The sequence below is a fragment of the Marinobacter shunpengi genome (genome assembly GCF_045449695.1).
Classification (GTDB): Bacteria; Pseudomonadota; Gammaproteobacteria; order Pseudomonadales; family Oleiphilaceae; genus Marinobacter.
In genome coordinates, this window is sequence record NZ_JBJJKZ010000002.1 from 15129 (window position 1) to 41020 (window position 25892).

Annotated in this window: 25 protein-coding genes; 3 read left to right on the plus strand and 22 right to left on the minus strand. The window is 60.6% G+C overall.

Annotated elements, in window-relative coordinates; genetic code table 11:
* Positions 1–30: 30 nt before the first annotated feature.
* From ACJO2E_RS00505 to ACJO2E_RS00545, 9 genes are all read right to left on the minus strand, one after another.
* Positions 31–900, minus strand: a complete 870-nt coding sequence (locus ACJO2E_RS00505) for an alpha/beta hydrolase (protein ID WP_406960824.1) — start codon at positions 898–900, stop codon at positions 31–33.
* Positions 870–2753 (minus strand): Lnb N-terminal periplasmic domain-containing protein, encoded by a 1884-nt coding sequence (locus tag ACJO2E_RS00510; protein ID WP_406960825.1) that lies wholly within the window; start codon positions 2751–2753, stop codon positions 870–872. Before ACJO2E_RS00510 ends, ACJO2E_RS00505 begins: the two co-directional genes overlap by 31 nt.
* Before the next feature lie 98 nt (positions 2754–2851).
* The gene (locus tag ACJO2E_RS00515) at positions 2852–3313 is read right to left on the minus strand and encodes a DUF3015 domain-containing protein (RefSeq protein WP_406960827.1); all 462 of its coding nucleotides are present in this window, start codon (positions 3311–3313) and stop codon (positions 2852–2854) included.
* Positions 3314–3555: 242 nt separating this feature from the next.
* Complete coding sequence (locus tag ACJO2E_RS00520) at positions 3556–4257, minus strand: ABC transporter ATP-binding protein (protein WP_406960829.1); 702 nt, start codon at positions 4255–4257, stop codon at positions 3556–3558.
* Positions 4258–4260: 3 nt separating this feature from the next.
* On the minus strand, positions 4261–5016 hold the full coding sequence (livG, locus tag ACJO2E_RS00525; RefSeq protein WP_406960831.1) for a high-affinity branched-chain amino acid ABC transporter ATP-binding protein LivG: 756 nt from the start codon (positions 5014–5016) through the stop codon (positions 4261–4263).
* A 3-nt stretch (positions 5017–5019) separates the two neighbouring features.
* Complete coding sequence (locus ACJO2E_RS00530) at positions 5020–6291, minus strand: high-affinity branched-chain amino acid ABC transporter permease LivM (protein WP_406960833.1); 1272 nt, start codon at positions 6289–6291, stop codon at positions 5020–5022.
* Positions 6291–7217 (minus strand): high-affinity branched-chain amino acid ABC transporter permease LivH, encoded by a 927-nt coding sequence (livH, locus tag ACJO2E_RS00535; protein WP_406960835.1) that lies wholly within the window; start codon positions 7215–7217, stop codon positions 6291–6293. The genes ACJO2E_RS00530 and livH overlap by 1 nt, the downstream gene beginning before the upstream one ends.
* Before the next feature lie 84 nt (positions 7218–7301).
* A complete protein-coding gene (locus ACJO2E_RS00540; protein ID WP_406960837.1) occupies positions 7302–8417 on the minus strand; it encodes a branched-chain amino acid ABC transporter substrate-binding protein in 1116 nt (371 codons plus the stop codon).
* A 285-nt stretch (positions 8418–8702) separates the two neighbouring features.
* Positions 8703–9563, minus strand: a complete 861-nt coding sequence (locus ACJO2E_RS00545; RefSeq protein WP_406961207.1) for a TPR end-of-group domain-containing protein — start codon at positions 9561–9563, stop codon at positions 8703–8705.
* A gap of 293 nt (positions 9564–9856) precedes the next feature.
* Here ACJO2E_RS00545 and ACJO2E_RS00550 point away from each other — a divergent pair, with 293 nt between their 5' ends.
* On the plus strand, positions 9857–10402 hold the full coding sequence (locus tag ACJO2E_RS00550) for a MarR family winged helix-turn-helix transcriptional regulator (RefSeq protein WP_406960839.1): 546 nt from the start codon (positions 9857–9859) through the stop codon (positions 10400–10402).
* 57 nt (positions 10403–10459) lie between these two features.
* Here ACJO2E_RS00550 and ACJO2E_RS00555 read toward each other — a convergent pair whose 3' ends face one another.
* The 7 genes from ACJO2E_RS00555 to sufB all read right to left on the minus strand — a co-directional run bounded on the left by ACJO2E_RS00555 (position 10460) and on the right by sufB (position 16919).
* A complete protein-coding gene (locus ACJO2E_RS00555) occupies positions 10460–10918 on the minus strand; it encodes a SufE family protein (RefSeq protein ID WP_406960841.1) in 459 nt (152 codons plus the stop codon).
* Positions 10915–11457 (minus strand): putative Fe-S cluster assembly protein SufT, encoded by a 543-nt coding sequence (gene sufT, locus ACJO2E_RS00560; protein WP_406960843.1) that lies wholly within the window; start codon positions 11455–11457, stop codon positions 10915–10917. The genes ACJO2E_RS00555 and sufT overlap by 4 nt, the downstream gene beginning before the upstream one ends.
* Positions 11458–11538: 81 nt before the next feature.
* Positions 11539–11892: a HesB/IscA family protein gene (locus ACJO2E_RS00565; RefSeq protein WP_406960845.1), complete on the minus strand. Its 354-nt coding sequence runs from the start codon at positions 11890–11892 to the stop codon at positions 11539–11541.
* A 13-nt stretch (positions 11893–11905) separates the two neighbouring features.
* Positions 11906–13159 carry an aminotransferase class V-fold PLP-dependent enzyme gene (locus tag ACJO2E_RS00570; RefSeq protein WP_406960847.1) on the minus strand — a complete coding sequence of 418 codons (1254 nt, stop codon included), beginning with the start codon at positions 13157–13159 and terminating at the stop codon, positions 11906–11908.
* Between the two features lie 6 nt (positions 13160–13165).
* Complete coding sequence (gene sufD / locus ACJO2E_RS00575; RefSeq protein ID WP_406960849.1) at positions 13166–14449, minus strand: Fe-S cluster assembly protein SufD; 1284 nt, start codon at positions 14447–14449, stop codon at positions 13166–13168.
* A 16-nt stretch (positions 14450–14465) separates the two neighbouring features.
* Positions 14466–15230: a Fe-S cluster assembly ATPase SufC gene (gene sufC, locus ACJO2E_RS00580; RefSeq protein WP_406960851.1), complete on the minus strand. Its 765-nt coding sequence runs from the start codon at positions 15228–15230 to the stop codon at positions 14466–14468.
* A 240-nt stretch (positions 15231–15470) separates the two neighbouring features.
* Entirely contained in the window at positions 15471–16919 is a 1449-nt protein-coding gene (gene sufB, locus ACJO2E_RS00585) for a Fe-S cluster assembly protein SufB (RefSeq protein ID WP_406960852.1), read from the minus strand.
* Between the two features lie 439 nt (positions 16920–17358).
* Here sufB and ACJO2E_RS00590 point away from each other — a divergent pair, with 439 nt between their 5' ends.
* Positions 17359–17829, plus strand: a complete 471-nt coding sequence (locus ACJO2E_RS00590) for a helix-turn-helix transcriptional regulator (protein ID WP_406960854.1) — start codon at positions 17359–17361, stop codon at positions 17827–17829.
* Positions 17830–17899: 70 nt separating this feature from the next.
* Here ACJO2E_RS00590 and fabB read toward each other — a convergent pair whose 3' ends face one another.
* The 3 genes from fabB to ACJO2E_RS00605 all read right to left on the minus strand — a co-directional run bounded on the left by fabB (position 17900) and on the right by ACJO2E_RS00605 (position 21003).
* Complete coding sequence (fabB, locus tag ACJO2E_RS00595) at positions 17900–19114, minus strand: beta-ketoacyl-ACP synthase I (protein ID WP_406960856.1); 1215 nt, start codon at positions 19112–19114, stop codon at positions 17900–17902.
* Positions 19115–19125: 11 nt separating this feature from the next.
* The gene (gene fabA / locus ACJO2E_RS00600) at positions 19126–19635 is read right to left on the minus strand and encodes a bifunctional 3-hydroxydecanoyl-ACP dehydratase/trans-2-decenoyl-ACP isomerase (protein WP_406960858.1); all 510 of its coding nucleotides are present in this window, start codon (positions 19633–19635) and stop codon (positions 19126–19128) included.
* Between the two features lie 177 nt (positions 19636–19812).
* On the minus strand, positions 19813–21003 hold the full coding sequence (locus ACJO2E_RS00605) for an NnrS family protein (RefSeq protein ID WP_406960860.1): 1191 nt from the start codon (positions 21001–21003) through the stop codon (positions 19813–19815).
* Between the two features lie 140 nt (positions 21004–21143).
* Between ACJO2E_RS00605 and ACJO2E_RS00610 the strand changes: the two genes are divergently transcribed.
* Entirely contained in the window at positions 21144–21518 is a 375-nt protein-coding gene (locus ACJO2E_RS00610) for a SirB2 family protein (protein WP_406960862.1), read from the plus strand.
* Between the two features lie 34 nt (positions 21519–21552).
* On the opposite strand, the gene ACJO2E_RS00615 is transcribed toward ACJO2E_RS00610, so the two are convergent.
* From ACJO2E_RS00615 to ACJO2E_RS00625, 3 genes are all read right to left on the minus strand, one after another.
* Positions 21553–22380: an ion transporter gene (locus ACJO2E_RS00615; protein WP_406960864.1), complete on the minus strand. Its 828-nt coding sequence runs from the start codon at positions 22378–22380 to the stop codon at positions 21553–21555.
* A gap of 96 nt (positions 22381–22476) precedes the next feature.
* Positions 22477–22932: an EVE domain-containing protein gene (locus ACJO2E_RS00620; RefSeq protein ID WP_406960866.1), complete on the minus strand. Its 456-nt coding sequence runs from the start codon at positions 22930–22932 to the stop codon at positions 22477–22479.
* 80 nt (positions 22933–23012) lie between these two features.
* Complete coding sequence (locus ACJO2E_RS00625) at positions 23013–25685, minus strand: nitrate/nitrite transporter (RefSeq protein WP_406960868.1); 2673 nt, start codon at positions 25683–25685, stop codon at positions 23013–23015.
* Positions 25686–25892 lie beyond the last annotated feature (207 nt).

The window sequence follows — 25892 nt, forward strand, 5'->3', positions numbered from 1 at the left end:
GTGTGGCCTGCCTGAAGGAAGGTTACCTGATCAACGTTCCCCCTGGCGGTTAGCGGCGCCTTCCATGAAGTGGAGAACCGCCTCCTGGTACTCCGGTAGCATGAAGGTGCCTGCATGGGGCATATCGGTGCCCAGGAAGTCCTTGGGCTTCTCGGCGGCATCATAGAGCTCCGTGCCATGGTGGAAAGGAATGACGCCATCCCGGACGCTGTGGATCACCAGCACGGGCACAGGGCTGATACGTCCGATCAGGTCCACGCCTTCATAGCCGTCGGTCACGGTCCAGCTCAGGGGGATCTGGAACGGCCAGGTCAGCCAGAAACCATCCAGCTTTTCCCGCGCGATGGCCCGGAAACCGGAAAAGGTGCTATCCACCATAACCGCTGTCAGTGGCGGCTGTTCTCCCCTTGGTACCCATTCGCTGGCCAGGGTGATGGCGAGGGCGCCCCCCAGGCTCTGGCCCAAAAGGTATACGGGCAGTTCCTCGGTCTCTTTCTTTCGGTCCAGCCATCGCAGGCCGGTCTCTACGTCGTGCAGGGCGCCCTCCAGGTCCGGGGCGCCGGTTGACTGGCCGTACCCCCGGTAGTCCAGCAACAGGACGTTATAGCCGGCCTCAGGCAGCCAGGCGACGTTGAGGATATGGCTGCTGATGTTCTGGGCATTGCCATGAAGAAAATAGACGTGACCCTGGGGGTCTCCCTCGGCTGGCAACCACCAGGCATGCAGGGTTTCGCCATCCGGGGTGTCGATCCAGACATCCTCATAGGTGAGTTCCAGCCGGTCTGGGGTGATGTATACCTGTTGGTCCGGGAAAAAGAACAGGCTGGTGCACCCGCCCAGGAGTAGTCCAAGGCAGGTCAGGGGGGCAATCAGAAGTAGGCGTGGAATCCGAGCTTCCATAGGGTTTCGTACCGGTCGTAATGGTGTTTGCGGGACAGGGAGGCCTTGATGCTGTAATCCCGCCCCAGGTGATAAGCCCCCTCAAGGTAAAGGTCGTCCTCCCGATGCTGGTCGCTGACGATCCAGGCCTTGCTGCGAATGCCTGTCATCACGCTGACGCGGTCACCCTGGTGCAGCATCGACAGGTCCAGCCCGGGGGCCATGTCGTAGCCACGGTGGATATGCTTGCTGATCTCCAGGTCTCCGGTCAGGATCGCCAGGGCCTCCAACTGACCACCCAGGCGCCAGGTGCCACCGGCACCGCCCTCCAGGTAGGGCGTGAATATCCGGTTACCATCCGGAAGTTCCGAGCGGCGACCGCCAAAGCCCACCTGCCATGACAATGGACTGAAGAAGGCATTCCTGGGCGTCAGTGAACGGATCTCCACGCCCACCAGCTTCTCAACCTGGAACTCCTGGTTGTCGCTGTAGAGCCGGCTGTCCAGTCGCAGGAACTGGAGTTGCGCACCGGGGCGGTAACCCGCCGGTGGGTCAAGCAGATCATGATAGGCCGGGCGTAGCGACAGCTCGGCGTAGTGACGGTCGCCGGTATAACCGCCGGCGAGCCCCAGTCTCATGGTGTCGTGGCCCTGATCGTCGCGGACCTCCGGTTCCCGGGGAGACCCCAGGGACGGCTGGTCTGTCAACTGGCTGCGGGCCATCAGCAGATCATGGGACAGGGGGGCGGCGAAGTCCCGGGGCCAGCCTTCTTCCTGGACCTGGTGGCGGACATAATCGTAGGTGGCATCGAGGATCTTCGCCCTGGAAGCGGGGGGCCGCGACTGGACTTCGGTGTCATCTACCTGGACATAGCCATTGGCGATGGCGGCGGCCAGCTGCTTTTCGTCGCCGTCCAGCTTGCCCAGGGCGTAGTTGACCTGGGTGGCGGCTGATGGCCGATAGGTCACCTCTGCCACCAGGTCCCGGTCCACCACCCAGCGAATGGTGTCCGACGGAATGGCGTGGGTACTCACTTCGTCCAGAAGTCGGGTGCCGGGGCGGGCCACATCGATCAGAGCCAATAGCCGGTAGGCGCAGTTCTCGTCGAAGAAGTAGTAGTCGAAATTGCGGTCCTGCACTTCCCAGGTGTGGGCCAGCATCTGGTCTACCTCATCGGGAGTGAGGTTGAGCCGGTACTCCCAGAGGTCCCGGTTCTCGATGTCGGAATAGACCCGGACCATCTCGTAATAGGGTTGTACCGTGGTGATGCCGGGGTAGCCGCCAAAAATGCCCCGATAGGCGAACAGGATTTCGCTGTCGTGCTCAGCGGCATCGGCGGCGTAGGAAATGGTGTTGGCCAGCAGAAGATTGGTCTCACCGTCCTCTTTCGGCGGATCGAGCCGGAGGAAGGTATGGCCGAACATGGAGGACGGGCTGTTCAGGTAAGAGGCGGCGAAGACCAGGGTGACCGCCCGGGTGTTCAGTTCAGCCTTCCAGTTGCTGAAATCCTCACAGTCGACCTCCGGCTCCGGCAGGTCCAGGTGTGAGCGTATCCAGGTGTCCCGGGCCGGAAACCGGCACCGGGCATGGTTGTTGTCATCACCGGTGACCGGTGCGCTAATGGCTTCGATGGTGGCCCGCAGCTCGGCTTCCGGGTCGGTCTTGCCATTCCCCGCGAAGAAGAAACTGTCGTCATCCGCCTGGCTGGTATGGCCGGAGCCCAGGGTGTCCGGATGGTAGTGTCCCAGCGTGAGCCAGGCATCGGTTGTTGCCAGATCGGCCAGGTTGTCCGGTGTCGGAGGGTTTGCATGGACGTTGATCGAGGCACTTAACAGCAGCCCCAGAGAGAGGCCTGGAACGGTCCGGATTGGCATGAAATGTCAGGTCTTGTGGCTGAAGGGGACGGCACAGGCTGCCGGTCAGGATAGTGACAGCCCGCCACAGGGGCGGGCTGTCTGTGAGTACGGACGTATCAGGCCACGTACTTGCTCAGGCGGTCGTTCTGCTCCAGCAGCGCCACAATGGCGTCAACGGCCTGGTCGGAGGTGGTATCGGAACTCGGGAAGATGGTCGCGAAGTTGTCCTGCAGCAGGCGGTAGAACTCGCCACGATCCGCTTCATCGACGTTCAGCAGGACGGCCAGGGTTTCCAGGTTTTCACCGGAACCACGGGACATGTCACGGGCTACCTTGTCCACGTTGCTGTCCATGTACATGGCCATGGACTGGATGGAGGCGTTGGTGTTACAGCCCAGGGTGCCGGTGGTCATGCCAAAGGTCTGGTTACCGAAAATGCCATTGGTAGTGGCCGCCAGCACGTGAGGTGCAATACCGGACTGTCCCTTGAAGACCATGGCACCGACACCACAGCCCGGCTGTGCAAAGGCCATGCTGGATGCGCCGAGGAGGATGGCACCTGCAATCAGTTTTTTCATGTTCTGCTCCTTGATTATCGTTTTGCGTCGCTCGTTTCCACGGGGAACCATCTGCCGGTTCCCGTAAGACGGTGGACCCTGACCGAAGTCTTAGTGTCCCGTCTGATTAATTCACGTAGTAGGTCGGCGAATTAATCAAACGGGAGGACACTAGAGCCTGACCGTTGCCCTCCAGTATAGCTCAGACCGCACAAAGGCCAAGCTTGTCCATTGATATCCCGACAGAAATCACACTCCTTCGGTCAACCCCCAAGGTAGGCCGCCTGCACATCGGGATTGGCGAGCAGATTGTCGCCGGTGTCATGCAGTCGGATGCGGCCTGTTTCCAGAACATAGCCGCGGTCCGCCAGCTGCAGCGCCTGGTTGGCGTTCTGTTCCACCAGGAACACGGTGATGCCCTCATTCCTGAGCTGGCCGATAATCTCGAAGATCTGTTTGATCACCAGCGGCGCCAGACCCAGGGAAGGCTCATCCAGGATCATCAGGCGCGGCTTGCTCATCAGGGCCCGGCCAATGGCCAGCATCTGCTGCTCGCCACCGGACATGGTGCCGGCCCTCTGGTGTTCCCGTTCCTTAAGTCGCGGGAACAAATGGTAGACATGATCGATGCTGCTCTCGTTCTCGGCGCGGGTGTTGAAGAATCCGCCCATATGGAGGTTCTCCGCCACGGTCAGGCCGGGGAACACCCGGCGGCCCTCCGGTACAATGGATATGCCGGAGCGCATGATTTCCGACGTGGGCAGCCGGGTAACGTCCCGGCCTTCCAGCAGCACCCGGCCCGAGGTAGCCTGGGGCGTGCCGCAGACCGTCATCAGCAGGGTGGTCTTGCCGGCACCATTGGCGCCGATCAGCGATACGATCTCCCCCTTTTTTACCTCGACGGATACGCCATGGAGCGCCTCGATCTTGCCGTAGTGGGTATGAACATCTTCCAGTAACAGCATGGGTCAGGCTTCTCCCAGGTAGGCTTTGATGACATCGTCGTTGTGGCGGATCTCGTCCGGTGTGCCACTGGCCAGGGGGCGGCCCTGACTGATGACGTTGATCCGGTCGGAGATACCCATGACCAGGCTCATGTCGTGTTCAATCAGGACCACGGATACGTTGTAGTCTTCCTTCAGGCTGATAATCAGTTGGTCCAGCTCCCGGGTTTCCGCCGGGTTGAGGCCGGCAGCGGGCTCGTCCAGCATCAGCAGGCGCGGTTCGGTCACCATGCAGCGGGCGATTTCCAGCCGCCGTTGCTGGCCGTAGGCCAGATTGCCGGCCTCGAGGTTGGCCTGAGCCGTCAGACCAACCCGTTCGAGCCAGTAGGCGGCCCGGTCAAGGGCCTTCTGTTCCCGGGTGCGGTAATTGGGGGTGGCAATCAGACCGGCCAGCAGGTTGGTGTTTAGGTGGCGGTGTTGCGCCACCATCAGGTTTTCCACCACCGTCATGCGGCTGAACAGGCGCACATGCTGGAAGGTCCGTACCAGCCCGAGCCGGGAAATCCGGTGATCGGGCTTGCCCTGGATCTCCCGGCCATCAAGCAGTATCTTGCCCCCGGTGGGCCGGTAAAAGCCGCTCATGCAGTTGAACACGGTGGTCTTGCCGGCGCCGTTAGGACCGATAATGGAGACGATTTCCCGTTCCTGGACATCCAGGGACACCTGATCCACCGCCAGCAGGCCGCCAAACCGCATCGACAGGTTCTGTACTTCAAGCATCGACTACGCTCCTGCCTGGAGTTTGATTTGACGGCGTCGCATGGGAAGCAGGCCCTGGGGGCGCCAGACCATCATCAGCACCATGGCCGCCCCGAAAATCAGCATCCGGTACTCGGAGAATTCCCGGGCCAGTTCCGGCAGGATGGTCACCGCGATGGCTGCCAGAATCACGCCCATCTGCGAGCCCATGCCACCCAGGACCACAATGGCCAGGATGATAGCCGATTCCAGGAATACGAACGATTCGGGGCTGATAAAGCCCTGCTTGGAGGCGAAGACGGTACCGGCAAAGCCCGCGAAGAAAGCGCCGATGGTAAATGCCGAAAGCTTGACGGCGGTGCGGCTGAGCCCCAGGGAGCGAGCGGCAATCTCGTCTTCCCGAAGTGCCTCCCAGGATCGGCCCACGGGCATACGCATCAGCCGGCGGATAACAAACGCGGTGAAGATGGCCAGTACCAGCGCAATCAGGTACAGGAAGATCACCTTGTGTTCACCGGCGTAGGCGATCCCAAACGTCTCGTGGAAGGAGGTATTGCCTTCTTCCTTGACCCGGCGGCCGAACTCCATGCCGAACAGTGTGGGGTCGGGAATCCCGCCGATGCCGTTGGGGCCGCCGGTCACATTGGTCCAGTTGTTCAGCAGGATGCGGATGATCTCGCCGAAGCCGAGGGTGACAATGGCCAGGTAGTCGCCCCGTAACCGCAGTACCGGGAAGCCCAGCATCAGGCCAAACAGGGCCGCCAGCAGGGCGCCGATAGGCAACGCCATCCAGAACGAGACGCCCCAGTAGTTGGAGAGCAGGGCAAAGGTATAGGCGCCGACCGCGTAGAAGGCAACATAACCCAGGTCCAGCAGGCCCGCCAGACCCACCACCACGTTTAGGCCCAGGGCCAGCATGATGTAGATCAGTACCAGGGTGGCGAGGTCCACCGAGCCCCGGGAGACAAAGAAGGGCCAGATCAGGGCGATGGCGATCAGGATGCCAAGACCGATGTTCTCCAGGCGGACCCGCTTCTCCTGGGGCATGGGCTCACGGTTGGCCATGGGGTTCAGCGCCGCAACCTGGCTGAAACGTCCTATGATGGAGTCCCGGAAGAGCTGGAACAGGAACACGACCACCGCTGCCACGGCCACGGCAACCCAGGTAAAGGTTCCGGCACCGGTCACGGTGATATCAGTACCTACTGCGGTCAGTTTGAGGCCCAGGATGGGCCAGGCAATGATCAGGGTGATCACAGCGCAAAACAGTGCGTGTCGGAGGTTCTGGGCGACCATCAAATCTTCTCCACTTCCGGTTTGCCCAGCAGCCCGGTGGGCTTGAACAGCAGGATCAGTATCAGCAGGCCGAATGAGATCACGTCCTTGTACTCACCGCTGAGATAGCCGGAGGTCATGGCTTCGGCAATGCCCAGGATCAGGCCGCCCAGCATGGCACCGGGAATGCTGCCGATGCCACCCAGGACGGCGGCGGTGAAGGCCTTAAGGCCGGCAATAAAACCGAACAGCGGGTCCACCGAGCCGTAGTACATGCCCAGCAACAGGCCCGCGACGGCGGCCAGGGCGGCACCGATGACGAAGGTGGCGGAAATGATCCGGTTGGTATCGATGCCCAGCAGGTTGGCCATGCCCAGGTCCTGGGAGACCGCGCGACAGGCCCGGCCGATCCGGGAGCGGGAGATAAACAGGGACAGGGCGGTCATGCAGATAAAAGTGGTTACGAAGATGGTGATCTGTATCCACGAGAGGGACATCTGGAAGCCATCCTCATCGCCGCCGAACTGGAAGCCACCTTCGATCAGCGCCGGAAAACCGATGTTCCGGGAACCCTGGGCCAGGTGCACATAGTTCTGCAGGAAGATGGACATGCCGATAGCGGAAATCAGGGGGATCAGCCGGTGCCGTCCCCGTACCGGGCGGTAGGCCACCCGTTCCACCGCCCAGCCCATGGAGCTGGACACGATGACCGCGCAGATCAGCGCTATCAGGAGTACCAGTGGCAACCAGGCGATGCCCAGCGTGGCGAGGCCGGTAATGGCGATCAGCGCGGTGTAGGCGCCAATCATGTAAATCTCGCCGTGGGCGAAGTTGATCATGCCGATGATGCCATAAACCATGGTGTAGCCGATGGCAATCAGGGCATAGGTGCTGCCGATGGTCAGTCCATTGATCAACTGCTGACAGAAGTAAAGCAGGTCTTGCATGGGTGGGACTCTCCGCCAACCTGACCGCAGGTAAGCAGCCCCGGGCCAGACAAGACCCGGGGCATGGTCACTTCGGTTTGGGGGTTACTGGTTAACGGGAGTCTTGCTGCCGTCGGCGTGCCATTCGTAGACGACGAACTCGAAGGATTCCATATCCCCCTTGTCGTCGTAGCTGACGGTGCCGATGGGGGTTTCAAAGCTGCCTTCGCGCAGGGCGTCGGCCACCTCGAACGGGTCGGTGGAGCCGGCCTGCTCGATGCCCTCGGCAATCAGTTGCACCGCGGTGTAGGAGGTCAGTACGAAGGGCCCGGACGGATCCTCTCCCTTCTCTTCGAACGCCTTGACCAGTTCCTGGTTTTCCGCCTTCTCGTCGAAGCTCGGTGGCAGGGTCACCAGCAGGCCTTCGGCGGCGTCGCCGGCAATGGTGTTGATGTCCTTGTTACCGACGCCCTCAGGCCCCATGAAGGTGGCGTCCAGGTCTGCCTGGCGTGCCTGGCGCAGGATCAGGCCCAATTCCGGGTGGTAGCCGCCGTAGTAGACGTAATCCACATCCGCCTGCTTGAGCTTGGTGACCAGGGAGGAGAAGTCCTTGTCACCGGCGGTAATGCCTTCGAACATGACCACATTGACATCGGCATCTTCCAGGGTGTCGCGGACGGCAGTGGCAATACCTTCACCGTACTGCTGCTTGTCGTGAACCACGGCGACCCGTTGTGGGTCCAGGGAGATCAGGTGGTTGGCTGCCACAGGCCCCTGCATGCTATCGAGGCCGATGGTGCGGAACACCAGTTCGTAGCCGCGCTCGGTGATGGCCGGACTGGTGGAGGCCGGGGTGATCATCAGGATGCCTTCGTCCTCGTAAATGTCGGAGGCGGGCTGGGTCGAGCTGGAACACAGGTGACCCACCACAAAGCTGACGCCGTCATTGACCATGCTGTTGGCCACGGTAACGGCCTGTTTGGGGTCGCACACATCGTCCATTTCCACGGCCTCGAGCATTTCGCCGTCGACACCTCCATTGGCGTTTATCTGCTCAATGGCCATGCGGGCGCCGGCGAACTGCATGTCGCCGTACTGGGCAACAGGGCCGGTCATGGGGCCGGCAATACCAATCTGAATGTCCGCCAGTGCGGAAGCGGGGAGGGCCAGTGCGGCGGACACGCCGGTAGCCAGGGCGAGTTTCGTGAAATTCTTGATCATGGGAAGCTCCTGCCTGTTTAGATTTCTTCTTTATTGACAACGAATTAAACAAATACCACCTGAGCGTCCGTGTCAAGGAAGTCTGATCCCGGGCGCCGGTTTGTCGGTCATTATCGGCGACCATTCACAGTCTCCCGGCTATTGGCGTCCATTGCACCGGAATGATTCTGGATTATGTGATATTCAGAACCGTTTTTCGATGGCCTTGGACGATTTTTCCGGGACGATCACGTGATTGACGACTCAGGTCGGATCCGCAGCAAGACTCGGGCCAGGATACTGCTGTCAGGTATTGTCCTGCTCCGGGTCTATCTCCTCCGGATAGATCAGGTCCCGGAACGCCTGGTGCTCCTGCAGGCGGGCGAAACTGGGATCCACGGACGCATCGTCGCGATAGGCATCGGAGATCTCCACCGCCTTGGCAAGATCGGTCACGGCATCGTCCCAGCGGCCGATTTCGGCGCAGGCGCAGGCAAGCTGATAGTGGGCATGGCCGTTCTCCGGATCAAGCTTCAACGCTCGCTGGCACAGGCTGATGGCCCACAGCGGCTCCTGCATTTCCAGCACCGCATCGGCCTTGAAGCTCAGCGCTTCCACATCGTCGGGGCGCAGGTCCAGGATACGGTCGTAGGAGGCAATCTTGTTCTGTTGCGAGGTCTCCTGACTGGCTTTCAGCCACAGGGAATGCACCTCGTTGGTGCGCTCAATTTCGGCCTGGTTCTTGTGGATGATGTCGGATTTCTGCTGGAGTTGTTCCTCGATGGACTTGAGCCGGGTCTCGTACTCCACCACCAGTTCATTGACCCGTTTCTCGGCAAGGCTGGTGAGCTGGTTACGCATGTCGCGGATCGAGTTCCAGCCGATGACTACCAGGATGGAGGTGGCGCCGGCAATCAGGTAGAAGAAGTAGGTCACCGTATCGGTGGCGTAGGACATGGTCTTGTCCGCCACGGACAGCTCCTTGTCCACCACTTTCTCGATCAGTTCGGCCCGGGTGTTCTGCAGCTCGGTTCTCAGGGCCTTGGTTTCCTCCAGCAGATAGAGTTCCACGAACGGGGTGTACATGGAGTCTTCCAGTTCCGGAATTTCCTGTTCCACATCTTCAGCCGTGGGGCCGCCCCGTTCATCACCGGTGGTTTGTGCCATCGCGGAGACAGGCAATAGCAGCAGGGCGGCGAGGACACTGGAAAGCAGGCGGCGGGAAAGAATCTCTATCTGGTACATCGTGATTCCTGTGACGTGTGTTTTGATGCTGACCATAGCATAACCGCGCGGGTGGCGTACGGTCAGGCTGCCTGCCCAGGGATAGCGCCCGCAATGGTGGTCAGGAGAGTGAGGGAGTAGGGGCGGGAAGGCTGGATACGTGCCAGCCCTACTTGCTTTTCCGGGCGTAAAGACCTCTAATAGTTAGTGGTATAAATAAATGGTGTTGCCGAGTCATGTCCAATCTGAATGAACGCCGCAATAGGGCGGGGTCCCCGTCGTCCGACAGCAAGAGCTATGAACAGGTGCTTGTGGCCCTGCGCCGGGTCATCCGGGCTACTGACCTGCATTCCAAACGACTGAGCAAGCATTCCGGGCTGACCGGGCCCCAACTGCTGATCATGCGCACCATTCGCGACCTGGGTGAGGTGACCATTGGCACCATCGCCGATCATGTCAGCCTGAGCCAGGCTACGGTCACCACCATCCTGGACCGGCTGGAACACCGTAACCTGGTCTACCGGGTGCGCAGTACTCAGGACAAGCGCAAGGTCCATGCCCATCTGACCGATGAGGGGGGGCTGGCCCTGGACAGGGCGCCGCTACCCCTGCAGGATAATTTCATCCGCAAGTTCCAGAACCTGGACCAGTGGGAACAGAGTATGATCGTGGCGTCCCTGCAGCGGGTGGCCAACATGATGGATGCGGATGACATCGATGCCTCACCGGTGCTGGATGTGGGCTCCGTGCTGCGGGAAGACGGCTGGAAAGGAAAGGGGTGATCGACCGGGTCCACCTGGCTGGCGGACCCTGAAAGCAGCGGCGTATGCCGCTGACAGTCAGGCGGCCTGTTTGGCCGCGATGTCCCGGATCTTGCCCACCATGGCCCGGAGGCCGTTACCCCGGGTGGGGGAGATGTGGCGGAACAGGTCCAATTGCTCGAACAGTTCGTCCACGTCCGTGGTCAGCAGGTCCCGGGGGGGCTTGCCATTCAGTGCCACCAGGATGATCGCTGCCAGGCCCCGGACGATCATGGCGTCGGAATCGATCATCAGGTACAGCCTGCCACTGTCCTCGTCAAAGTGGTGGATCAGCCAGACCTGACTCTGGCAGCCGTGGACGTAGTTGTCTTCCACCCGTTCCTCATCCGGGAAGTCGGGTAGCTGCTTGCCCAGGTCAATGATATAGGCGTAGCGGTCCTCCCAGTCGTCCAGGAGTTCGAAAGCGTCCACCACGTCATCCAGGGTGGTGTCCCGGCCCAGCGGGTTGTCGTGAAATTGCTGTGCAGTGGCCGTCATAACATCCCCAGTTCCAGCTTGGCCTCATCGGTGAGCATGTCGTTGTTCCAGGGTGGATCGAAAGTCAGTTCCACCGTCACCTTGTCCACGTTGGGCACATGTTCCACCTTGCGCTTCACATCGTCGGTGATCACCGGCCCCATGCCACAACCGGCGGCGGTGAGGGTCATGCGGATATAGACCTGGTTGCCTTCATCGGTGCCATTCTCAAGGCGACACTCGTAGATCAGGCCCAGGTCCACCACATTCACCGGGATTTCCGGATCGTAGCAGTTGCGCAAAGCTTCCCACACCTGATTCTCGTTGACGGTGCCATCGGCCGGTGTCTCGAAGCTGCTTTCCAGGGGCTGTTTGCCCAGGGCGTCGGCGTCATGACCTTCCACGCGGGCCAGGTTGCCATTGACGGCCACCGTGAAACTGCCCCCCAGTGACTGGGTAATGGTCACGAAGGTATCCGACGGAATCATGATTTCGGTTCCGGAGGGCACCAGGCGTGCTTCCACCTCGCGCTTGGTCAGGACCACTTCCCGTTCTGCCATGCCTGTACTGGCCTCGCTGTTGTCTGGTTGGCTCGAAATCCGGTGCTTTTGCTCCTCTCCCGCCAGGGGGGAAGGGGGATTTCAAACCACGGTGAAACTTTCACCGCAACCACACTCCGCCGTGGCGTTGGGGTTGCGGAATTCAAACATGGAATTGACACCCTGGGTGACAAAGTCGATCTCGGTGCCGTTGACCATGGGCAGGTGCTCCTTCCTGACGTAGATGTCCACGCCATCCACGGAGTACACCTCGTCATCGGCACTGGTTTCTTCCACCCACTGGGTCTCATACTTGAAGCCGGAGCAGCCGCTCTTCCTGATGGACAGGCGAATGCCCAGGGCTTCCGGTTTCTTCTCCAACTGCTTGCGCACGTGCCTGACCGCATCGGGGGTCATGGTGACGCCAACAGTGGGGTTGAAGGTTTCGGCTGTCATGGTTCCACCTCCATCAGGCAAACAGGCGCTGGATTTTTCGCAGACCGGTGAACAACTGGTCCACTTCCTCCAGCGTATTGTAGAACGCAAAGGACGCCCGGGCGGTACCGGGAACCCCGTAGAAGTCCATCAACGGCATGGCGCAGTGGTGGCCGGTGCGGATGGCGATACCCTGCTGGTCCAGCAGGGTTCCTATATCACTGGGGTGCAATCCCTCGATTTTAAAGGACATCACCGGTACTTTGTTGGCGGCGGTGCCGATAACGGCCATGCCCGGAATGGTTTCCACCAGCTCATTGGCCCGGGCCAGCAGGGCATTTTCCGCCGCTTCCATGGCCGGGCGGTCGAGACCGTCCAGGTAGTCGATGGCGGCGCCCAGGCCCACGGCCTCGGCAATGGCTGGTGTGCCTGCCTCGAACTTGTAGGGCAGGGTGTTCCAGGTGGTGCGCTCGAAGGATACCCGCTCGATCATCTCGCCGCCGCCCTGGTAGGGGGGGATCTCCTCAAGCAGTTGTTCCTTGCCGTAGAGCACGCCGATACCGGTGGGTCCGAACAGCTTGTGGGACGAGAAGGCATAGAAGTCACAGCCCAGGGCCTGCACATCCGGCTGGAAGTGGGGCACCGCCTGGGCACCGTCCACTACCGTAATCACACCATGGGCCTTGGCCTGCTCAATCAGCGGCGCAATGGGATTGACCGTTCCCAGCACGTTGGACACATGGGTGATGGCCAGCACCCGGGTGCGCTCGCTCAGCAGGCTGTTGAAGGATTCCAGGTCCAGTTCGCCATTCGGCTGCACCTGGATCGGTACCACCTTCGCGCCGGTGCGCTCCGCCACCATCTGCCAGGGCACGATGTTGGCGTGGTGTTCCATCTGGCTGACCAGGATTTCGTCGCCTTCCTTCAGGCGCGGCGCCAGGCCGTTGGCCACCAGGTTGATGGCTTCGGTGGTGCCCCGGGTCCAGATGATCTGGCGAGTGCTCTCGGCATTCAGGAAGTTGCGTACCGTCTCCCGGGCGCTCTCAAAGGCAACCGTTGCCCGGTCACCCAGGGTATGGGCGCCCCGGTGGACGTTGGAGTGCATCTCACGGTAATAGCGGTCCATGGCATCCAGCACCGCCTGGGGTTTCTGGGCCGAGGCGCCATTGTCCAGGTACACCAGCGGCTTGCCGTTCACCTGTTGGGACAGGATCGGGAAGTCCCGGCGAACGGCATCGACATCAAAGCCGGTCTTGCTGGCGTTGCTTGCCACGGAGAGATCGGTCATACCGGATCAGGCCTCCTCGAAGGTATCATCAAAAAACTGGTTCAGGCGCTCGTTGGCGCTGTCACGAACCTGCTCCACCGGAATCTGGGCCACCAGCTCATTAATGAAGGCCATGGTCAGCAGGACGTTGGCGTCACGGCGGCTGATCCCCCGGGACACCAGGTAGAACAGTGATGTCTCATCCAACTGACCAATGGTGGCGCCGTGGGCGCACTTGACGTCATCGGCGTAGATTTCCAGTTCCGGTTTGGTGTCTATCTCTGCCCCTGTAGACAGCAACAGGTTCTTGTTGTTCATCTCCGCATTGGATTGCTGGGCATCCTGGTGAATATGAATGCGGCCATTGAACACGGCGTGGGACTCGTCCGCGGCAATATTGCGGTAGGTCTCCTCGCTGTTGCAGTGGGGCACCATGTGGTCGATGCAGGTGTGGTTGTCATAGTGCTGCTTGCCCTGGGTGACCACCACGCCATTGAGCTTGCATTCAGCGCCTTCACCTTCGAAGCGGAGTTGCAGGTCATGGCGGCGGAGGGGGCCGCCAAAGCCGACACAGTGGCTCTCGAAACGGGAGCCCCGTTGCTGGCGGACACCGGTAGCGCCAATGTGCTGCACGTTCTGGCCTTCCACATTCAGGCGGATGCTGGTGATTCGGGCACCGTCGGCGACCATGAACTCGGTCACGGTATCCACCATGGCGGATTCGTCACCACTGGAAACGTATTCCTCCACCAGCGTCATCTGACTGTGGCGGCCCGCATCCACATAGATCCGCGGGTAGGCGGAACCACTGGCCGTAGCGGTGACTTCATGCACCACGAACAGCGGCTCGCGCAGAACCGTGTCCGGTTTCAGGGTGATCAGCAGGCCATCCTCGAAGCGGGCGGAGTTCAGCCGCGCCATCTGCGTGGCATTGCTGTCCAGGGTGTTGTCCAGGCGCTCGGCCAGTGATGCTGCCTCGTCGTCGGACAGGTCGGCGAAGCGCTGTACGGACAGGCCATCCACCTGAGGCAGGCTGCTGGCGGCGCTGTCGATCACTCCATTACGAAACACCACCCGGTAGCCATCCACCGCCGCAAGGGTGGTCGCGCTGCCGGCGGGCAGGCCGGAGGCCAGCTCGTCGGACAGCTTCAGGTGTTTGCTGGAGTACTTCCAGTTCTCGGTCTTGCGGGTCGGCAGTGGCATATCCACCAGGGCCGTACCCCGTTGTTCGCGCAGCGCCAGCAGCGGTTGCGGCAGGGCTTCACCCGCCGGTTGCAGAAAGGCGCTGGAAAGCGTTGGTGCTGGTTTCATTCCAAGACCTCCCCGATCAGTTGGCGGCTGCTTCTTCGTCTTTAATGCCGAGCCAGCCGTAACCGCGCTCTTCCAGTTCCAGGGCCAGCTCACGGCCACCGGATTTGACGATCTGGCCGCCGGCCAGGACATGCACCTGATCCGGAACGATGTGGTTCAACAGGCGCTGATAGTGGGTCACCATCAGGATGGCGCGGTCCTCGGCACGCAGCGCGTTGACGCCGTCGGACACCACCTTCAGGGCATCGATATCGAGGCCGGAGTCGGTCTCGTCCAGAATGGCCAGCTTCGGCTGCAGCAGCAGTGCCTGCAGGATCTCGTTACGCTTTTTCTCGCCGCCAGAGAAACCTTCGTTCACGCCCCGCTTGAGGAAGGACGGGTCCAGGTCCACCTGCCTGGAGACTTCCTTCGCCAGCTTCATGAATTCGGCGGCGTTCATCTCCTGCTCGCCCCGGTGAGTACGCATGGCGTTCACCGCGGTACGCAGGAACTGCAGGTTGCTGACGCCGGGAATCTCCACCGGATACTGGAATGCCAGGAAGATACCTTCCCGAGCCCGATCCTCGGTCTCCAGGTCCAGCAGGTTCTCGCCGTTCAGGGTGATCTCCCCGGAGGTCACTTCAAATGCCTCATTACCTGCCAGCACCTGGGACAGGGTACTCTTGCCGGAGCCGTTCGGCCCCATGATGGCGTGGACCTCTCCAGCTTTGATCTCAAGGTTGATGCCCTTGAGGATTTCCTTGCCCTCAACGGATGCGTGCAGGTTCTTGATGCTCAGCATTTGTCGGATTCTCTCTCGTCAAAACATTCAGAATTCGTTTCAGTCTGCCCCGCTAATGGCCGCGATGTCGGCAGGCAATACAAATGTATGGGGTCAATGATCGGGCTGGACGTTCCGGGACCTTCAAAAACACGGACGTTTTTGAAGAGCCTCCAGGGATGGATTCACGGCGTGTCCCGGAACGTCCTGCCCGATTGCTGGCCCTTCACCAGGACCAGCAGACAACTCTCCAAAACAAGGTCAGCCAACAGACCCCTCAAGGCTAACCTCAAGCAGCTTCCCGGCCTCGACGGCAAACTCCATCGGCAGCTCCTTGAAGACCTCTTTACAGAAGCCATTCACAATCATGGAAACCGCCTGCTCCGGGTCGATACCCCGCTGCCGGCAGAGGAACATCTGCTCATCACTCACCTTCGAGGTCGTGGCCTCGTGCTCCACAATGGCCGACTTGTTCCTGCTCTCGATGTACGGGAACGTGTGCGCCCCGCAACGATCGCCGATCAGCAGCGAATCACACTGGGTGAAGTTACGGGCGCCTTCCGCGCCGGGCTGGAACTTCACCAGACCACGATAGGCATTGGAACTGCGGCCAGCGGAAATACCCTTGGAAATGATCGTGCTGGACGTGTTCTTGCCCAGATGGATCATCTTGGTACCGGTGTCTGCCTGCTGGTAGTTGTGGGTCAGGGCCACCGAGTAGAACTCGCCGACACTGTTATCGCCCTTCAGGATGCAGCTCGGATACTTCCAGGTGACGGCGGAGCCGGTCTCCACCTGGGTCCAGGAAATCTTTGAGTTCCTGCCCTGGCAGGCGCCCCGCTTGGTCACAAAGTTGTAGATGCCGCCCTTGCCGTGCTCATCACCCGGGTACCAGTTCTGCACCGTGGAGTACTTGATCTGGGCGTCGTCCAGCGCCACCAGCTCAACCACGGCGGCGTGCAACTGGTTCTCGTCCCGCATCGGGGCGGTACAGCCTTCCAGGTAGCTCACGTAACTGCCGGCATCCGCTACGATCAGCGTGCGCTCGAACTGACCGGTATTGGCCGCGTTGATGCGGAAGTAGGTGGACAGTTCCAGCGGGCAGCGAACACCCTTGGGAATGTAGACAAAGGAACCGTCGGAGAAGACCGCAGAGTTCAGGGCCGCGAAGAAGTTGTCCCCTGCCGGTACCACTGAGCCCAGGTATTTCTCAACCAGTTCCGGGTACTTCTGGACCGCCTCGGAAATCGGGCAGAAGATCACGCCTGCCTCGGCCAACTGATCCTTGAAGGTGGTGCCGATGGACACGGAATCGAAGACCGCATCCACCGCTACGCCAGCCAGCTTCTCCCGCTCATGGAGGGGAATGCCCAGCTTCTCGTAGGTGCGCAGCAACTCCGGATCCACGTCGTCCAGACTCTGGGGCATGTCTTCTTTCTTCTTGGGCGCGGAGTAGTAGGAGATCGAGTTGTAGTCGATCCTCGGGTAATCCACGTGCGCCCAGGTGGGGTCATCCATCTCCAGCCAGCGACGGTAGGCTTTCAGGCGCCAATTGAGCATGAACTCCGGCTCCTGCTTGATTTCCGACAGGCGGCGGATGACATCTTCGTTCAGCCCGGGCTCGAACGAATCGGTTTCGATCTCAGTCACGAAACCGTGTTCGTATTCCCGTTTGATCAGCTCTTTCACCTCATTATCGGTGGTCGCCATGATCGTCGCTCCGTAATTCTCTCATCGCGGGCGCGTGGCCCATTGGTGTTGCCTGCAACCGGACGCCATAAAGGCACGGGAGGCAGATTCATACCTGGGGTGTCGCAGTGGTCGCTCGTCCGGTGAGTGCGCCCTGCGATCATTTGTTGGATGACTGGCCGTGCCAGTGCCTTGATGAGGCTATCCTGATGTTTCTGATGACCGATTGTACAATATCAGAGTATTTTAGTCAGGTATTATTTCGTGACAGGCTGAATTATACCCCAATCACTGTTTATAGGCTCGCCAGGCACGGTAATCGCTCATTTTCCGGCCTCAATGTTCATGTCATAAAATTTGAGCTAACATGTGTACGCTCAAATAGATTCAGGAACGCAATCGAACACAGAGAGGTTTCCAGCCCATGAGGTCGGACGCATTGGGGACGCTGGTCGTCGCCATGGTGCAATTTCTTCAGTCATCGGGGTTTTCCAGGGGGGAACTGGCCCGTTACGCAGGGCTGTCGGCGGAAGAGCTGGCAGAGCCCGAGGCCCGTTTGTCCCCGTCCCAGATGCAGCGTTTGTGGCAACTTATCCAGACGCGGATTTTGCCCACCATTACCTTCAGCCGGCAGGTTCGTCCATTGATTGCCCGTCATCTTGCCCGTGGCAGGGTGAAGGTGGAGTCAGTGGCTGCGGAGCTGAACATGAGCCGTCATACGCTCTACAAGAAGCTCAAGGAGGAGAATCTGACCTTTGCCGGTTTGCTTGAGGATGTGCGTCGGGAGCAGGCGTTGAAGTATCTGCATGACCGGAACCGGACCTTGTCCGAGGTGGCTGAGTTGCTGGGCTTCTCTGAACTCAGTGCGTTCAGTCGGGCGTTCAAGCGGTGGATGGGGAAGTCGCCTGCTGAGTTTCGGGCTGCCTGTTGAACAGTGTCGACCCGGNGGCGCGCGAGGCGCCGGGTCGACAGGCTGATTGATATAGGCCTGGCGGCCTCGATCAGCCCTGGTACTTCCTGAACACCAGGGAAGCGTTAGTCCCGCCAAACCCGAAGCTGTTGCTCATCACCAGCGGAACCTCGGTGTTCTGGACTTCACGCACGATGGGATAACCCTCGGCGCCCTCATCCAGATCCTCGATGTTGGCGGACGGGGTGATGAAATCATTCTTCTGCATCAGCAGGCTGTAGATGGTTTCATGCACGCCAGCGGCCCCCAGGGAGTGGCCGGTCAGCGGCTTGGTTGAGCCCAGGGCCGGAATCCTGTCGCCGAACACCTGCTTCACCGCCTTCAGCTCGGTGATATCACCGGCTGGGGTGGAGGTGCCATGGGTGTTGATGTAGGCAATCTCGCCATCCACGTTTTTCAGTGCCTGCTGCATGCAGCGCACCGCGCCTTCACCGCTCGGTGCCACCATGTCGGCGCCGTCGGACGTGGCGCCAAACCCTACCAGCTCGGCAATAATATTCGCTCCGCGGGCCTTGGCGTGTTCCAGTTCTTCCAGTACGACCACGCCGCCGCCGCCGGAGATCACGAAGCCATCGCGGTTGGCGTCGTAGGTCCGGGAGGCCTTTTCCGGGGTGTCGTTGTACTTGGTGGACAGCGCGCCCATGGCGTCGAACAGCAGGCTCAGGCTCCAGTGCACATCGTCACCGCCGCCGGCGAACATGATATCCTGGCGGCCCATGGCGATCAGGTCGGCCGAGTGGCCGATGCAGTGGGCGCTGGTGGCGCAGGCCGAGGTGATGCTGTAGTTGACACCGGTGATGCCGAAGGCGGTGGACAGCGAGGCGTTGATGGCGCTGCCCATGGTGCGGGGCACCCGATAGGGCCCGACGCGGCGGATGCCCTTCTCACGGTGGGTATCGATGGAATCCATCAGCTCCAGCGTGGAGGCACCACCGGTTCCCATGATTATACCGGTGTTGTTGTCACGGATCTGCTCATCGCTGAGGCCGGACTGCTCAATGGCCTCTTTCATGGCCAGGTAGGCGTAGGCGGAAGCCGGGCACATGAAGCGCAGCAGTTTGCGGTCAATCAGTGACTTGTAGTCGATGTCGATATTGCCGCAGATCTGACTGCGCAGGCCGTTATCGGCGGCTTCCTGGCTGAAGCGGATGCCGGATTTGACCTCCCGCAGGGAGTCGGTGACTTCTTGGGTGTTGTTACCGAGGCTGGAAACAATGCCCATTCCGGTAATGACAACTCGACGCATGGTCCGGGCTCCTAAAAATCGTCTGTTGAGGTGAACAGGCCAACCCGCAGGTCCTTGGCGGTATAGATCTCGCGACCGTCCACTTCCATGCGGGCATCGGCAATGGCCATGGTCAGTTTGCGTTTGACCATCCGTTTAATATCCAGATGATACCGGACCAGCTTGTTTTCTGGCAGCACCTGACCAAAGAATTTTACCTCACCGGCCCCCAGGGCCCGGCCCTTGCCCTGGCCGCCGGACCAGGCCAGGAAGAATCCCACCAGTTGCCACATGGCGTCCAGGCCCAGGCACCCCGGCATCACCGGGTCACCCTGGAAATGGACCTTGAAGAACCAGAGGTCCGGGTCGATGTCCAGTTCGGCGACAAGGCTTCCCTTGCCATAGGCGCCATCGGAGTCGTTGATGTGGGTGATACGGTCCACCATCAGCATTTCGTCGATGGGCAGGCGCATGTCGCCCTCGAACAGGCGGCCATGTCCGCATTCGATCAGTGCGGCTTTATCAAAGTGGTCTGGGTTCATGAGTGCGGGTAGTTCCATTTCTGACTGTAACCCACACTTTACTCGTTACGCGGGAAAAATCTATTGACCGATGGTTGTAGTTTTTTGACTGATGGTTGTTCGGGTTACGCCTGCAGCTCCAAAAAGCGCGACCCGGGAGTGCCCGGGCCGGGGGTGATTGCCGTGCCAGGCGGCGGTTCAGCCAGGTTTACCGTCCACCCGGGGGCTTGCGAGGATACCCGTGTACAGCGCCAGGAAAGTGGCGTAGGCAAATGTCCAGAGCAGAGCGCTGGCAGTGACGCCGGCAGGCCAGGGGAATACCCCGAAGGCAGTGGCGACGCGGACCAGTGCCGCCAGGTGAATGGCGATGAAGGCCAGGACCATTCCGGTGGGCAGTTCCATGGCACGGCCGGTGTGGCCCAGGGACACCCGGGCAATCACGCCAAGGATCAGGCAGGCGACAGCACCGGTGCCGGCGGCGTGGGTCCAGGCGGAGGTTGGCCATCCGGCGACAAGGCTGCCGGCCAGCAGCACCAGGGCCACCGGTACCCAGAGGATGGACAGGTGCAGGATCCAGAGCAGGGGTTCACGATACACCAGCCAGCCTTTCCAGCCGTATAGCCGGATCAGCATCAGCGTGGCCGCCACGATGGCCAGGATCGCCGTGACGGTGATCAGACCGGAGACCAGGGCGCCCAGCAGCAGTATCATGGCAATGACGGACGCCAGGTCCAGGGCGGGAACCACCCGGACGCGGTCAGCGGCCAGCCCCCTCTGCCGCAGCCAGCCGGTGGAGAAAGCGGGGGTAATGCGACCGCCGATAATGCTGATCAGCGCCAGGGCCAGGATCAGCGCCCCCTGGGCAAAGATCATGTCCAGACGCATGACGAAGCCGAGCTGCATCAGCCAGAACAGACCCAGTACCACCAGGATCATCAGCTGGCGCTTCTGGCGTGCCTTGCCGATGCGCCAGCCGGCATCCAGCATGACCAGGGGCAGGAACACCAGGTTCACGCCCTGCACCAGCCAGACGGGCAGGTCTTCACCTACGGTCAGCAGTACGCGTGCGACGACCCAGATACTCCACAGCAGGAACAGGCGAATGCCGTGGGTGCGCTCCGTTCCGGTCCAGACACAGACTGCGGTCAGCAGGAAGCCGGCGATGGCAGCGGACAGGAAGCCGAAAAGCATCTCATGCTGGTGCCAGAGGATCCCCGGCATTGCCAGGGGCAGACTGATGGTGCCGGTAACCTGCAGTACCCAGGCGGGAATCGACACCAGTGACAGCAGCGTCAGCGACAGGAAGAAGATACGGAAGGGATAGCTGAAGAGCTGGCCCGGATGGGCGCCTCGATGCTGTTCGGAATAGGGGGTGGACTGGGCCTGCATGGCAAACCTCCAATAAACATTCATTTTAGATAAATTTTATAGGGTGTGATGCATGACCGCCATACCCGCTTGGAGGTATTTGTCCGCACGATGCCGTACAATGCGCCTATCACTTTGATTCAACGAGAGAATGTAGCCCAATGGCGTATACCATCCTGAAACACCTTCACATGACCACGGCCTACCTGACGGTCACCCTGTTTGCCCTGCGCCTGTTGCTGGATATGGTGGGGCGCCCCGGCTGGCGGCAGACACCGCTACGCTGGATTCCCCACGCCAATGACACCATCCTGCTGGCGGCGGCCATCGGGCTGGTCGTGGTCACCCCCTGGATGCCATTCGTGCATGGCTGGCTGACTCTGAAAGTGCTGCTGCTGGTGGGCTATATCGTGGCGGGGGTGTTCGCCCTCAAACCGGCTTTCGGTAAGCCTGTACGAGTGGTGGCCGCTATCCTGGCGTTGTTGCAGGTGTCGTTCATCTTCCATCTGGCGATGACCAAGACGCTGCCATTCTGATGGGGGCTCCCCGCATCGCGGGGAGCCGGTTTCCTCAGGGCTGCTGGCCCGATCCGATTCGCCTGGACAGCTCCTCCAGCTGACCCTGGATTGCGGTTAGCTTCCGGGTCATCTCATCCCGTTCGTCATGGGCCTTCTGGGCTTCTTTCTGGTTCTGCTCCTCGCTCATCACTTCCAGAATCGCGCCGATCATCATGTTCAGGAACACAAAGGCGGTCAGAAAAATGAACGTCAGGTAGTACAGCCAGCTCAGGGGATAGGCCTCCATGGTGGCGTACATGACGTCGGTCCAGTCCTCGAAGGTGGCGACCCGGAACAGGGTCAGCATGGAGATGGCCACGTCGCCCCACAGGGTTTCATCAACTCCGGCGAAAAACATGGACCCCATGGCGGCATAGATGTAGAAAATGATGAACATCAGCAGGGCGATGTAGCCCATGCGGGGAATGGCCTTGAGCAGGGAGTTGATCAGGAACCTCAGTTCAGGCACCACGGACACCAGCCGCAGCACCCGGAATACCCGCAGCAGGCGCCCCAGCAGCACTGCTTCGGAGTTGTCCAGGGGGATCAGGCTGCCAATGACCACCAGGGTATCGAACAGGTTCCAGCCATCCAGCAGGAAGCGTTTCCTGTTGGGGCAGGCGGCGAAGCGGAACAGGATCTCGACCAGGAAGAAGAGGGTAATGGCGTTGTCCATGGCGGTCAGGGCACCTTCCACCAGCGGTGGCAGGTCATAGGTCTTCGCCCCGATGGTGAGCGCGGACAGGATGATGATGGTGATGACCACACCCTGGAAGATCTTGCTGGATTCGATTCGGCGCAATTGCTGGAAGCCCGATAGGGGTGTTGATTCGGCAGACATGACGACAGCTCCGGAAGGACAAATCGGGGGAATGATAATGCGGGTTTGGGGCGTGGTACAGACTATCGTGCTGTGATGACTGTGGACGGACTGATGCTATCCCAGGTCGGGGATGCCAGCCCATTCATCGTCGGTAACCGGCATCACCGACAGCCGGTTGCCCTTGCGGACCAGGGGCATGTTTTCCAGGGCCGGGATGGCCTTGAGTTCAGCCAGCGGAATAATGTGCGGCAGTTTGCGGACGAACTGCATGTCCACCGCGTCCCAGCGGGGTTTTTCCAGGGTGGCTTTCGGATCGTGGTAGGGGGATAACGGATCAAACTGGTTCGGGTCCGGATAGGCCGCCCGCACCACGGTCACAACCCCCGCGATACCAATGTGCTGGCAACTGGAGTGGTAGAGGAGCACCTGGTCACCCTCGTCCATCTGGCGGAGGAAGTTACGGGCCTGGTAGTTCCTGACACCGTCCCAGGGGATCACCCGGTCCGGAGCTGTGGCGAAGTCGTCGATGCCACACTCTTCGGGCTCACTTTTCACCAGCCACTTCGCCATGACGCGCTCCTGCCGTTGATCAATGCTTCAGTATAACGTAAAAGCCCCCGTTTCCGGGGGCTGTAGGGCATGGTGTGCGTTCAGCAGGGAGACGGCGCGTTTTTCCTGGCATAGAACCACCAGGTAACCACCAGGCAACTGATGTAGAAGACAATGAATCCGACGAGGGCCGCCGCCACGCCGCCCGTCAGGTCGATGGAGGAACCATAGGCCTTGGGAATGAAGAATCCGCCGTAGGCTGCGAAGGCAGAGATGAAGCCGAGCACCGCCGCGGACTCCCGGTTGGCTGCCTTCTGGGCCTCCTCCGGCTTGCCGGGCATCTCGCGCCCGAGGAGATTGCGGAAGATCACCGGTACCATACGGAAGGTGGATCCATTGCCAATGCCGGTGGCCACGAAAAGTACCAGGAAGCAGCCGAAGAAGCCCCAGAAGCTGCCAGGTGTCAGGTCGTTTGGCAGGAAGAACATCACCCCGAAAACGCCGGCGATCATCACTGCGAAGGTCCACAGGGTGACCCGGGCACCGCCCAGCCGGTCAGCCAGCACGCCACCGACCGGTCGTGCCAGAGCGCCGACCAGGGGGCCGAGGAAGGCGTACTTCACCGGATCCACATCCGGAAACTGCATGCCCGAGAGCAGCGGGAAACCAGCGGCAAAGCCGATAAAGCTGCCGAACATGCCCAGGTAGAGCCAGCACATCAGCCAATTGTCCTTGCGCCTGAAGATCACCGCCTGCTCCCTGAAGCTGGCCCTGGCGTCGGCGATATCGTTCATGCCGAACCAGGCGGCCACGCTGCCCAGGATGATCAGCGGCACCCACAGGAAGGCGGCGTTCTGCAGCCAGAGTGGTTCGCCGGCGCTGGCCCCCTGCTGGATGATCAGCGGCTCGCCGCCAATGGGGCCGAACAGGCTGATGGCGATCACCAGTGGCCCCAGCAGTTGCATACCGGATACGCCCAGGTTGCCCAGCCCGGCATTCATGCCCATGGCGCCACCCTTCCGGGCCTGTGGATAGAAGAAGCTGATATTCGACATGCTGGAGGCGAAGTTACCGCCACCGAAACCGCATAGCAGTGCCAGGATCAGCATGATCAGGTACGGCGTGTCGGTATTCTGGATGGCAAAGCCGATCCACAGGCAGGGCAGCAGTAGCGAGGCTGTGGAAATGGCGGTCCAGCGGCGCCCCCCGAATATCGGCACCATAAAGCTGTAGAAGATCCTCAGGGTGGCGCCGGACAGTGCCGGCAGGGCCGCCAGCCAGAATAGCTGGTTGGAGCTGTATTCGAAGCCCAGCTGGGGCATCTTCACCACCAGGATGCTCCAGATGGTCCACACCGCGAAGGCCAGGAACAGGTTGGGAATGGAAATCCAGAGATTGCGCTTGGCAATCCGCTTGCCCTTTGTCTCCCAGAAGTCCGGATCTTCCGGGCGCCAGTCTTCAAGCACCAGGGCGTTGGGAGTGGACAGCTCCGGCAGGTCGGTTTTCTCTTCCCGGGCGGTCCATTCGATGCGTTCGGCGCTGCGGATGGCGTAGTGCATCCAGGCCAGGGCACCGGCGACAATCACGAACAGCAGCATGAACGTGCTCTGGTAGACGCCGACCACATCGTTGAGCATGCCAAAGGTGAGGGGCAGGAAGAAGCCGCCGAGGCCGCCGATCATGCCGACCACGCCACCGACAGCGCCCACGCTCTTCGGGTAGTAGACCGGAATATGCTTGAATACCGCGGCCTTGCCCAGGGACATGAAGAAGCCCAGTACGAACGTCAACACCACAAAACCGGCCAGGTTCATGGACAGACTGAAACTGATATCGCCGTGAATGCCGTGCACCACGTACTCGGTGGGAGGGTAGCTGAGCAGGAAGGTGCAGATGGCCGACGCGATAAAGGTCCAGTACATCACCCGGCGGGCGCCGTACCTGTCGGACATCCAGCCCCCCAGGATGCGGAACAGGGAGGCGGGAATGGTATACAGGGCGGCAATGATACCGGCGGTCTTGATATCCAGGCCGTACACCTGGATCAGGTAGTGGGGAAGCCACAGGGCCAGGGCCACGAAGGCTCCGAACACGAAGAAGTAGTAGAATGAGAAACGCCACACCCGCATGTCGGACAGGGGTTCGAGCTGGGCTATGAACGACTGCTTACGGCGCTCCGCCCGTTCCTCCGCCAGTGGGTCCTCCTTCGCCAGGAACAGGAATGCCACCCCCATTACTGCCATGACGGTGGCATAGACCAGGGCGGTGTTCTGCCAGCCCAGTGCCACCAGCAGGAAGGGCGCGCCGAAGTTGGTAATGGCCGCGCCCACGTTGCCGGCGCCGAAGATGCCCAGGGCCGTGCCCTGTTTGCCGGGCTCGAACCAGGCGGAGGTATAGGTTACCCCCACAATGAAACCACCGCCGGCCAGGCCGACGCCCAGGGCACCGACCAGTAGCAGGTAGTAGCTGTTGGCAAAGGTGAGCAGATAGACACAGGCGGCGGTGATCAGCATCAGCACGCTGAATACCTTGCGACCTCCGAAACGATCGGTCCAGATGCCCAGGAATAACCGGCTGATGGAGCCGGTCAGGATGGGGGTGGCCATCAGCAGGCCGAGTTGGGTATCGGACAGTCCGAAATCCTGCTTGAGCTTGATGCCGATGATGGAAAAGATGGTCCACACCGCAAAACACAGGGTGAAGGCGAATGTGGATATGGCCAGGGCCCGATTCTGGCCCCGCCTGTCCAGCGCGTCCGATGTCACCATATTCATGCACTCCAGGTGGCTGTTTTGATAGGGTCTGTGGAGACTCTAGTCAGACCCTGGAGTACTGAAATTGATAAATAACAAGGATGATTGGCGCTACCTGGTGTTGACCATGAGAACGCCGGCAGGGGAGGCTGTTTGGTCATTTTAGTCTTTTAATAACAGTGGCTTATAGGGTGTACCCCGGTAGGGGTAGCCAGTCCGGTGTATCGG

Excerpts from the sequence above, each read along its gene's own strand:
- ACJO2E_RS00505 (WP_406960824.1), bottom strand. The coding sequence starts at position 900 with ATGGAAGCTCGGATTCCACGCCTACTTCTGATTGCCCCCCTGACCTGC.
- ACJO2E_RS00510 (WP_406960825.1), bottom strand. The coding sequence starts at position 2,753 with ATGCCAATCCGGACCGTTCCAGGCCTCTCTCTGGGGCTGCTGTTAAGT.
- ACJO2E_RS00515 (WP_406960827.1), bottom strand. The coding sequence starts at position 3,313 with ATGAAAAAACTGATTGCAGGTGCCATCCTCCTCGGCGCATCCAGCATG.
- ACJO2E_RS00520 (WP_406960829.1), bottom strand. The coding sequence starts at position 4,257 with ATGCTGTTACTGGAAGATGTTCATACCCACTACGGCAAGATCGAGGCG.
- livG (WP_406960831.1), bottom strand. The coding sequence starts at position 5,016 with ATGCTTGAAGTACAGAACCTGTCGATGCGGTTTGGCGGCCTGCTGGCG.
- ACJO2E_RS00530 (WP_406960833.1), bottom strand. The coding sequence starts at position 6,291 with ATGGTCGCCCAGAACCTCCGACACGCACTGTTTTGCGCTGTGATCACC.
- livH (WP_406960835.1), bottom strand. The coding sequence starts at position 7,217 with ATGCAAGACCTGCTTTACTTCTGTCAGCAGTTGATCAATGGACTGACC.
- ACJO2E_RS00540 (WP_406960837.1), bottom strand. The coding sequence starts at position 8,417 with ATGATCAAGAATTTCACGAAACTCGCCCTGGCTACCGGCGTGTCCGCC.
- ACJO2E_RS00545 (WP_406961207.1), bottom strand. The coding sequence starts at position 9,563 with ATGGCACAAACCACCGGTGATGAACGGGGCGGCCCCACGGCTGAAGAT.
- ACJO2E_RS00550 (WP_406960839.1), top strand. The coding sequence starts at position 9,857 with ATGTCCAATCTGAATGAACGCCGCAATAGGGCGGGGTCCCCGTCGTCC.
- ACJO2E_RS00555 (WP_406960841.1), bottom strand. The coding sequence starts at position 10,918 with ATGACGGCCACTGCACAGCAATTTCACGACAACCCGCTGGGCCGGGAC.
- sufT (WP_406960843.1), bottom strand. The coding sequence starts at position 11,457 with ATGGCAGAACGGGAAGTGGTCCTGACCAAGCGCGAGGTGGAAGCACGC.
- ACJO2E_RS00565 (WP_406960845.1), bottom strand. The coding sequence starts at position 11,892 with ATGACAGCCGAAACCTTCAACCCCACTGTTGGCGTCACCATGACCCCC.
- ACJO2E_RS00570 (WP_406960847.1), bottom strand. The coding sequence starts at position 13,159 with ATGACCGATCTCTCCGTGGCAAGCAACGCCAGCAAGACCGGCTTTGAT.
- sufD (WP_406960849.1), bottom strand. The coding sequence starts at position 14,449 with ATGAAACCAGCACCAACGCTTTCCAGCGCCTTTCTGCAACCGGCGGGT.
- sufC (WP_406960851.1), bottom strand. The coding sequence starts at position 15,230 with ATGCTGAGCATCAAGAACCTGCACGCATCCGTTGAGGGCAAGGAAATC.
- sufB (WP_406960852.1), bottom strand. The coding sequence starts at position 16,919 with ATGGCGACCACCGATAATGAGGTGAAAGAGCTGATCAAACGGGAATAC.
- ACJO2E_RS00590 (WP_406960854.1), top strand. The coding sequence starts at position 17,359 with ATGGTGCAATTTCTTCAGTCATCGGGGTTTTCCAGGGGGGAACTGGCC.
- fabB (WP_406960856.1), bottom strand. The coding sequence starts at position 19,114 with ATGCGTCGAGTTGTCATTACCGGAATGGGCATTGTTTCCAGCCTCGGT.
- fabA (WP_406960858.1), bottom strand. The coding sequence starts at position 19,635 with ATGAACCCAGACCACTTTGATAAAGCCGCACTGATCGAATGCGGACAT.
- ACJO2E_RS00605 (WP_406960860.1), bottom strand. The coding sequence starts at position 21,003 with ATGCAGGCCCAGTCCACCCCCTATTCCGAACAGCATCGAGGCGCCCAT.
- ACJO2E_RS00610 (WP_406960862.1), top strand. The coding sequence starts at position 21,144 with ATGGCGTATACCATCCTGAAACACCTTCACATGACCACGGCCTACCTG.
- ACJO2E_RS00615 (WP_406960864.1), bottom strand. The coding sequence starts at position 22,380 with ATGTCTGCCGAATCAACACCCCTATCGGGCTTCCAGCAATTGCGCCGA.
- ACJO2E_RS00620 (WP_406960866.1), bottom strand. The coding sequence starts at position 22,932 with ATGGCGAAGTGGCTGGTGAAAAGTGAGCCCGAAGAGTGTGGCATCGAC.
- ACJO2E_RS00625 (WP_406960868.1), bottom strand. The coding sequence starts at position 25,685 with ATGAATATGGTGACATCGGACGCGCTGGACAGGCGGGGCCAGAATCGG.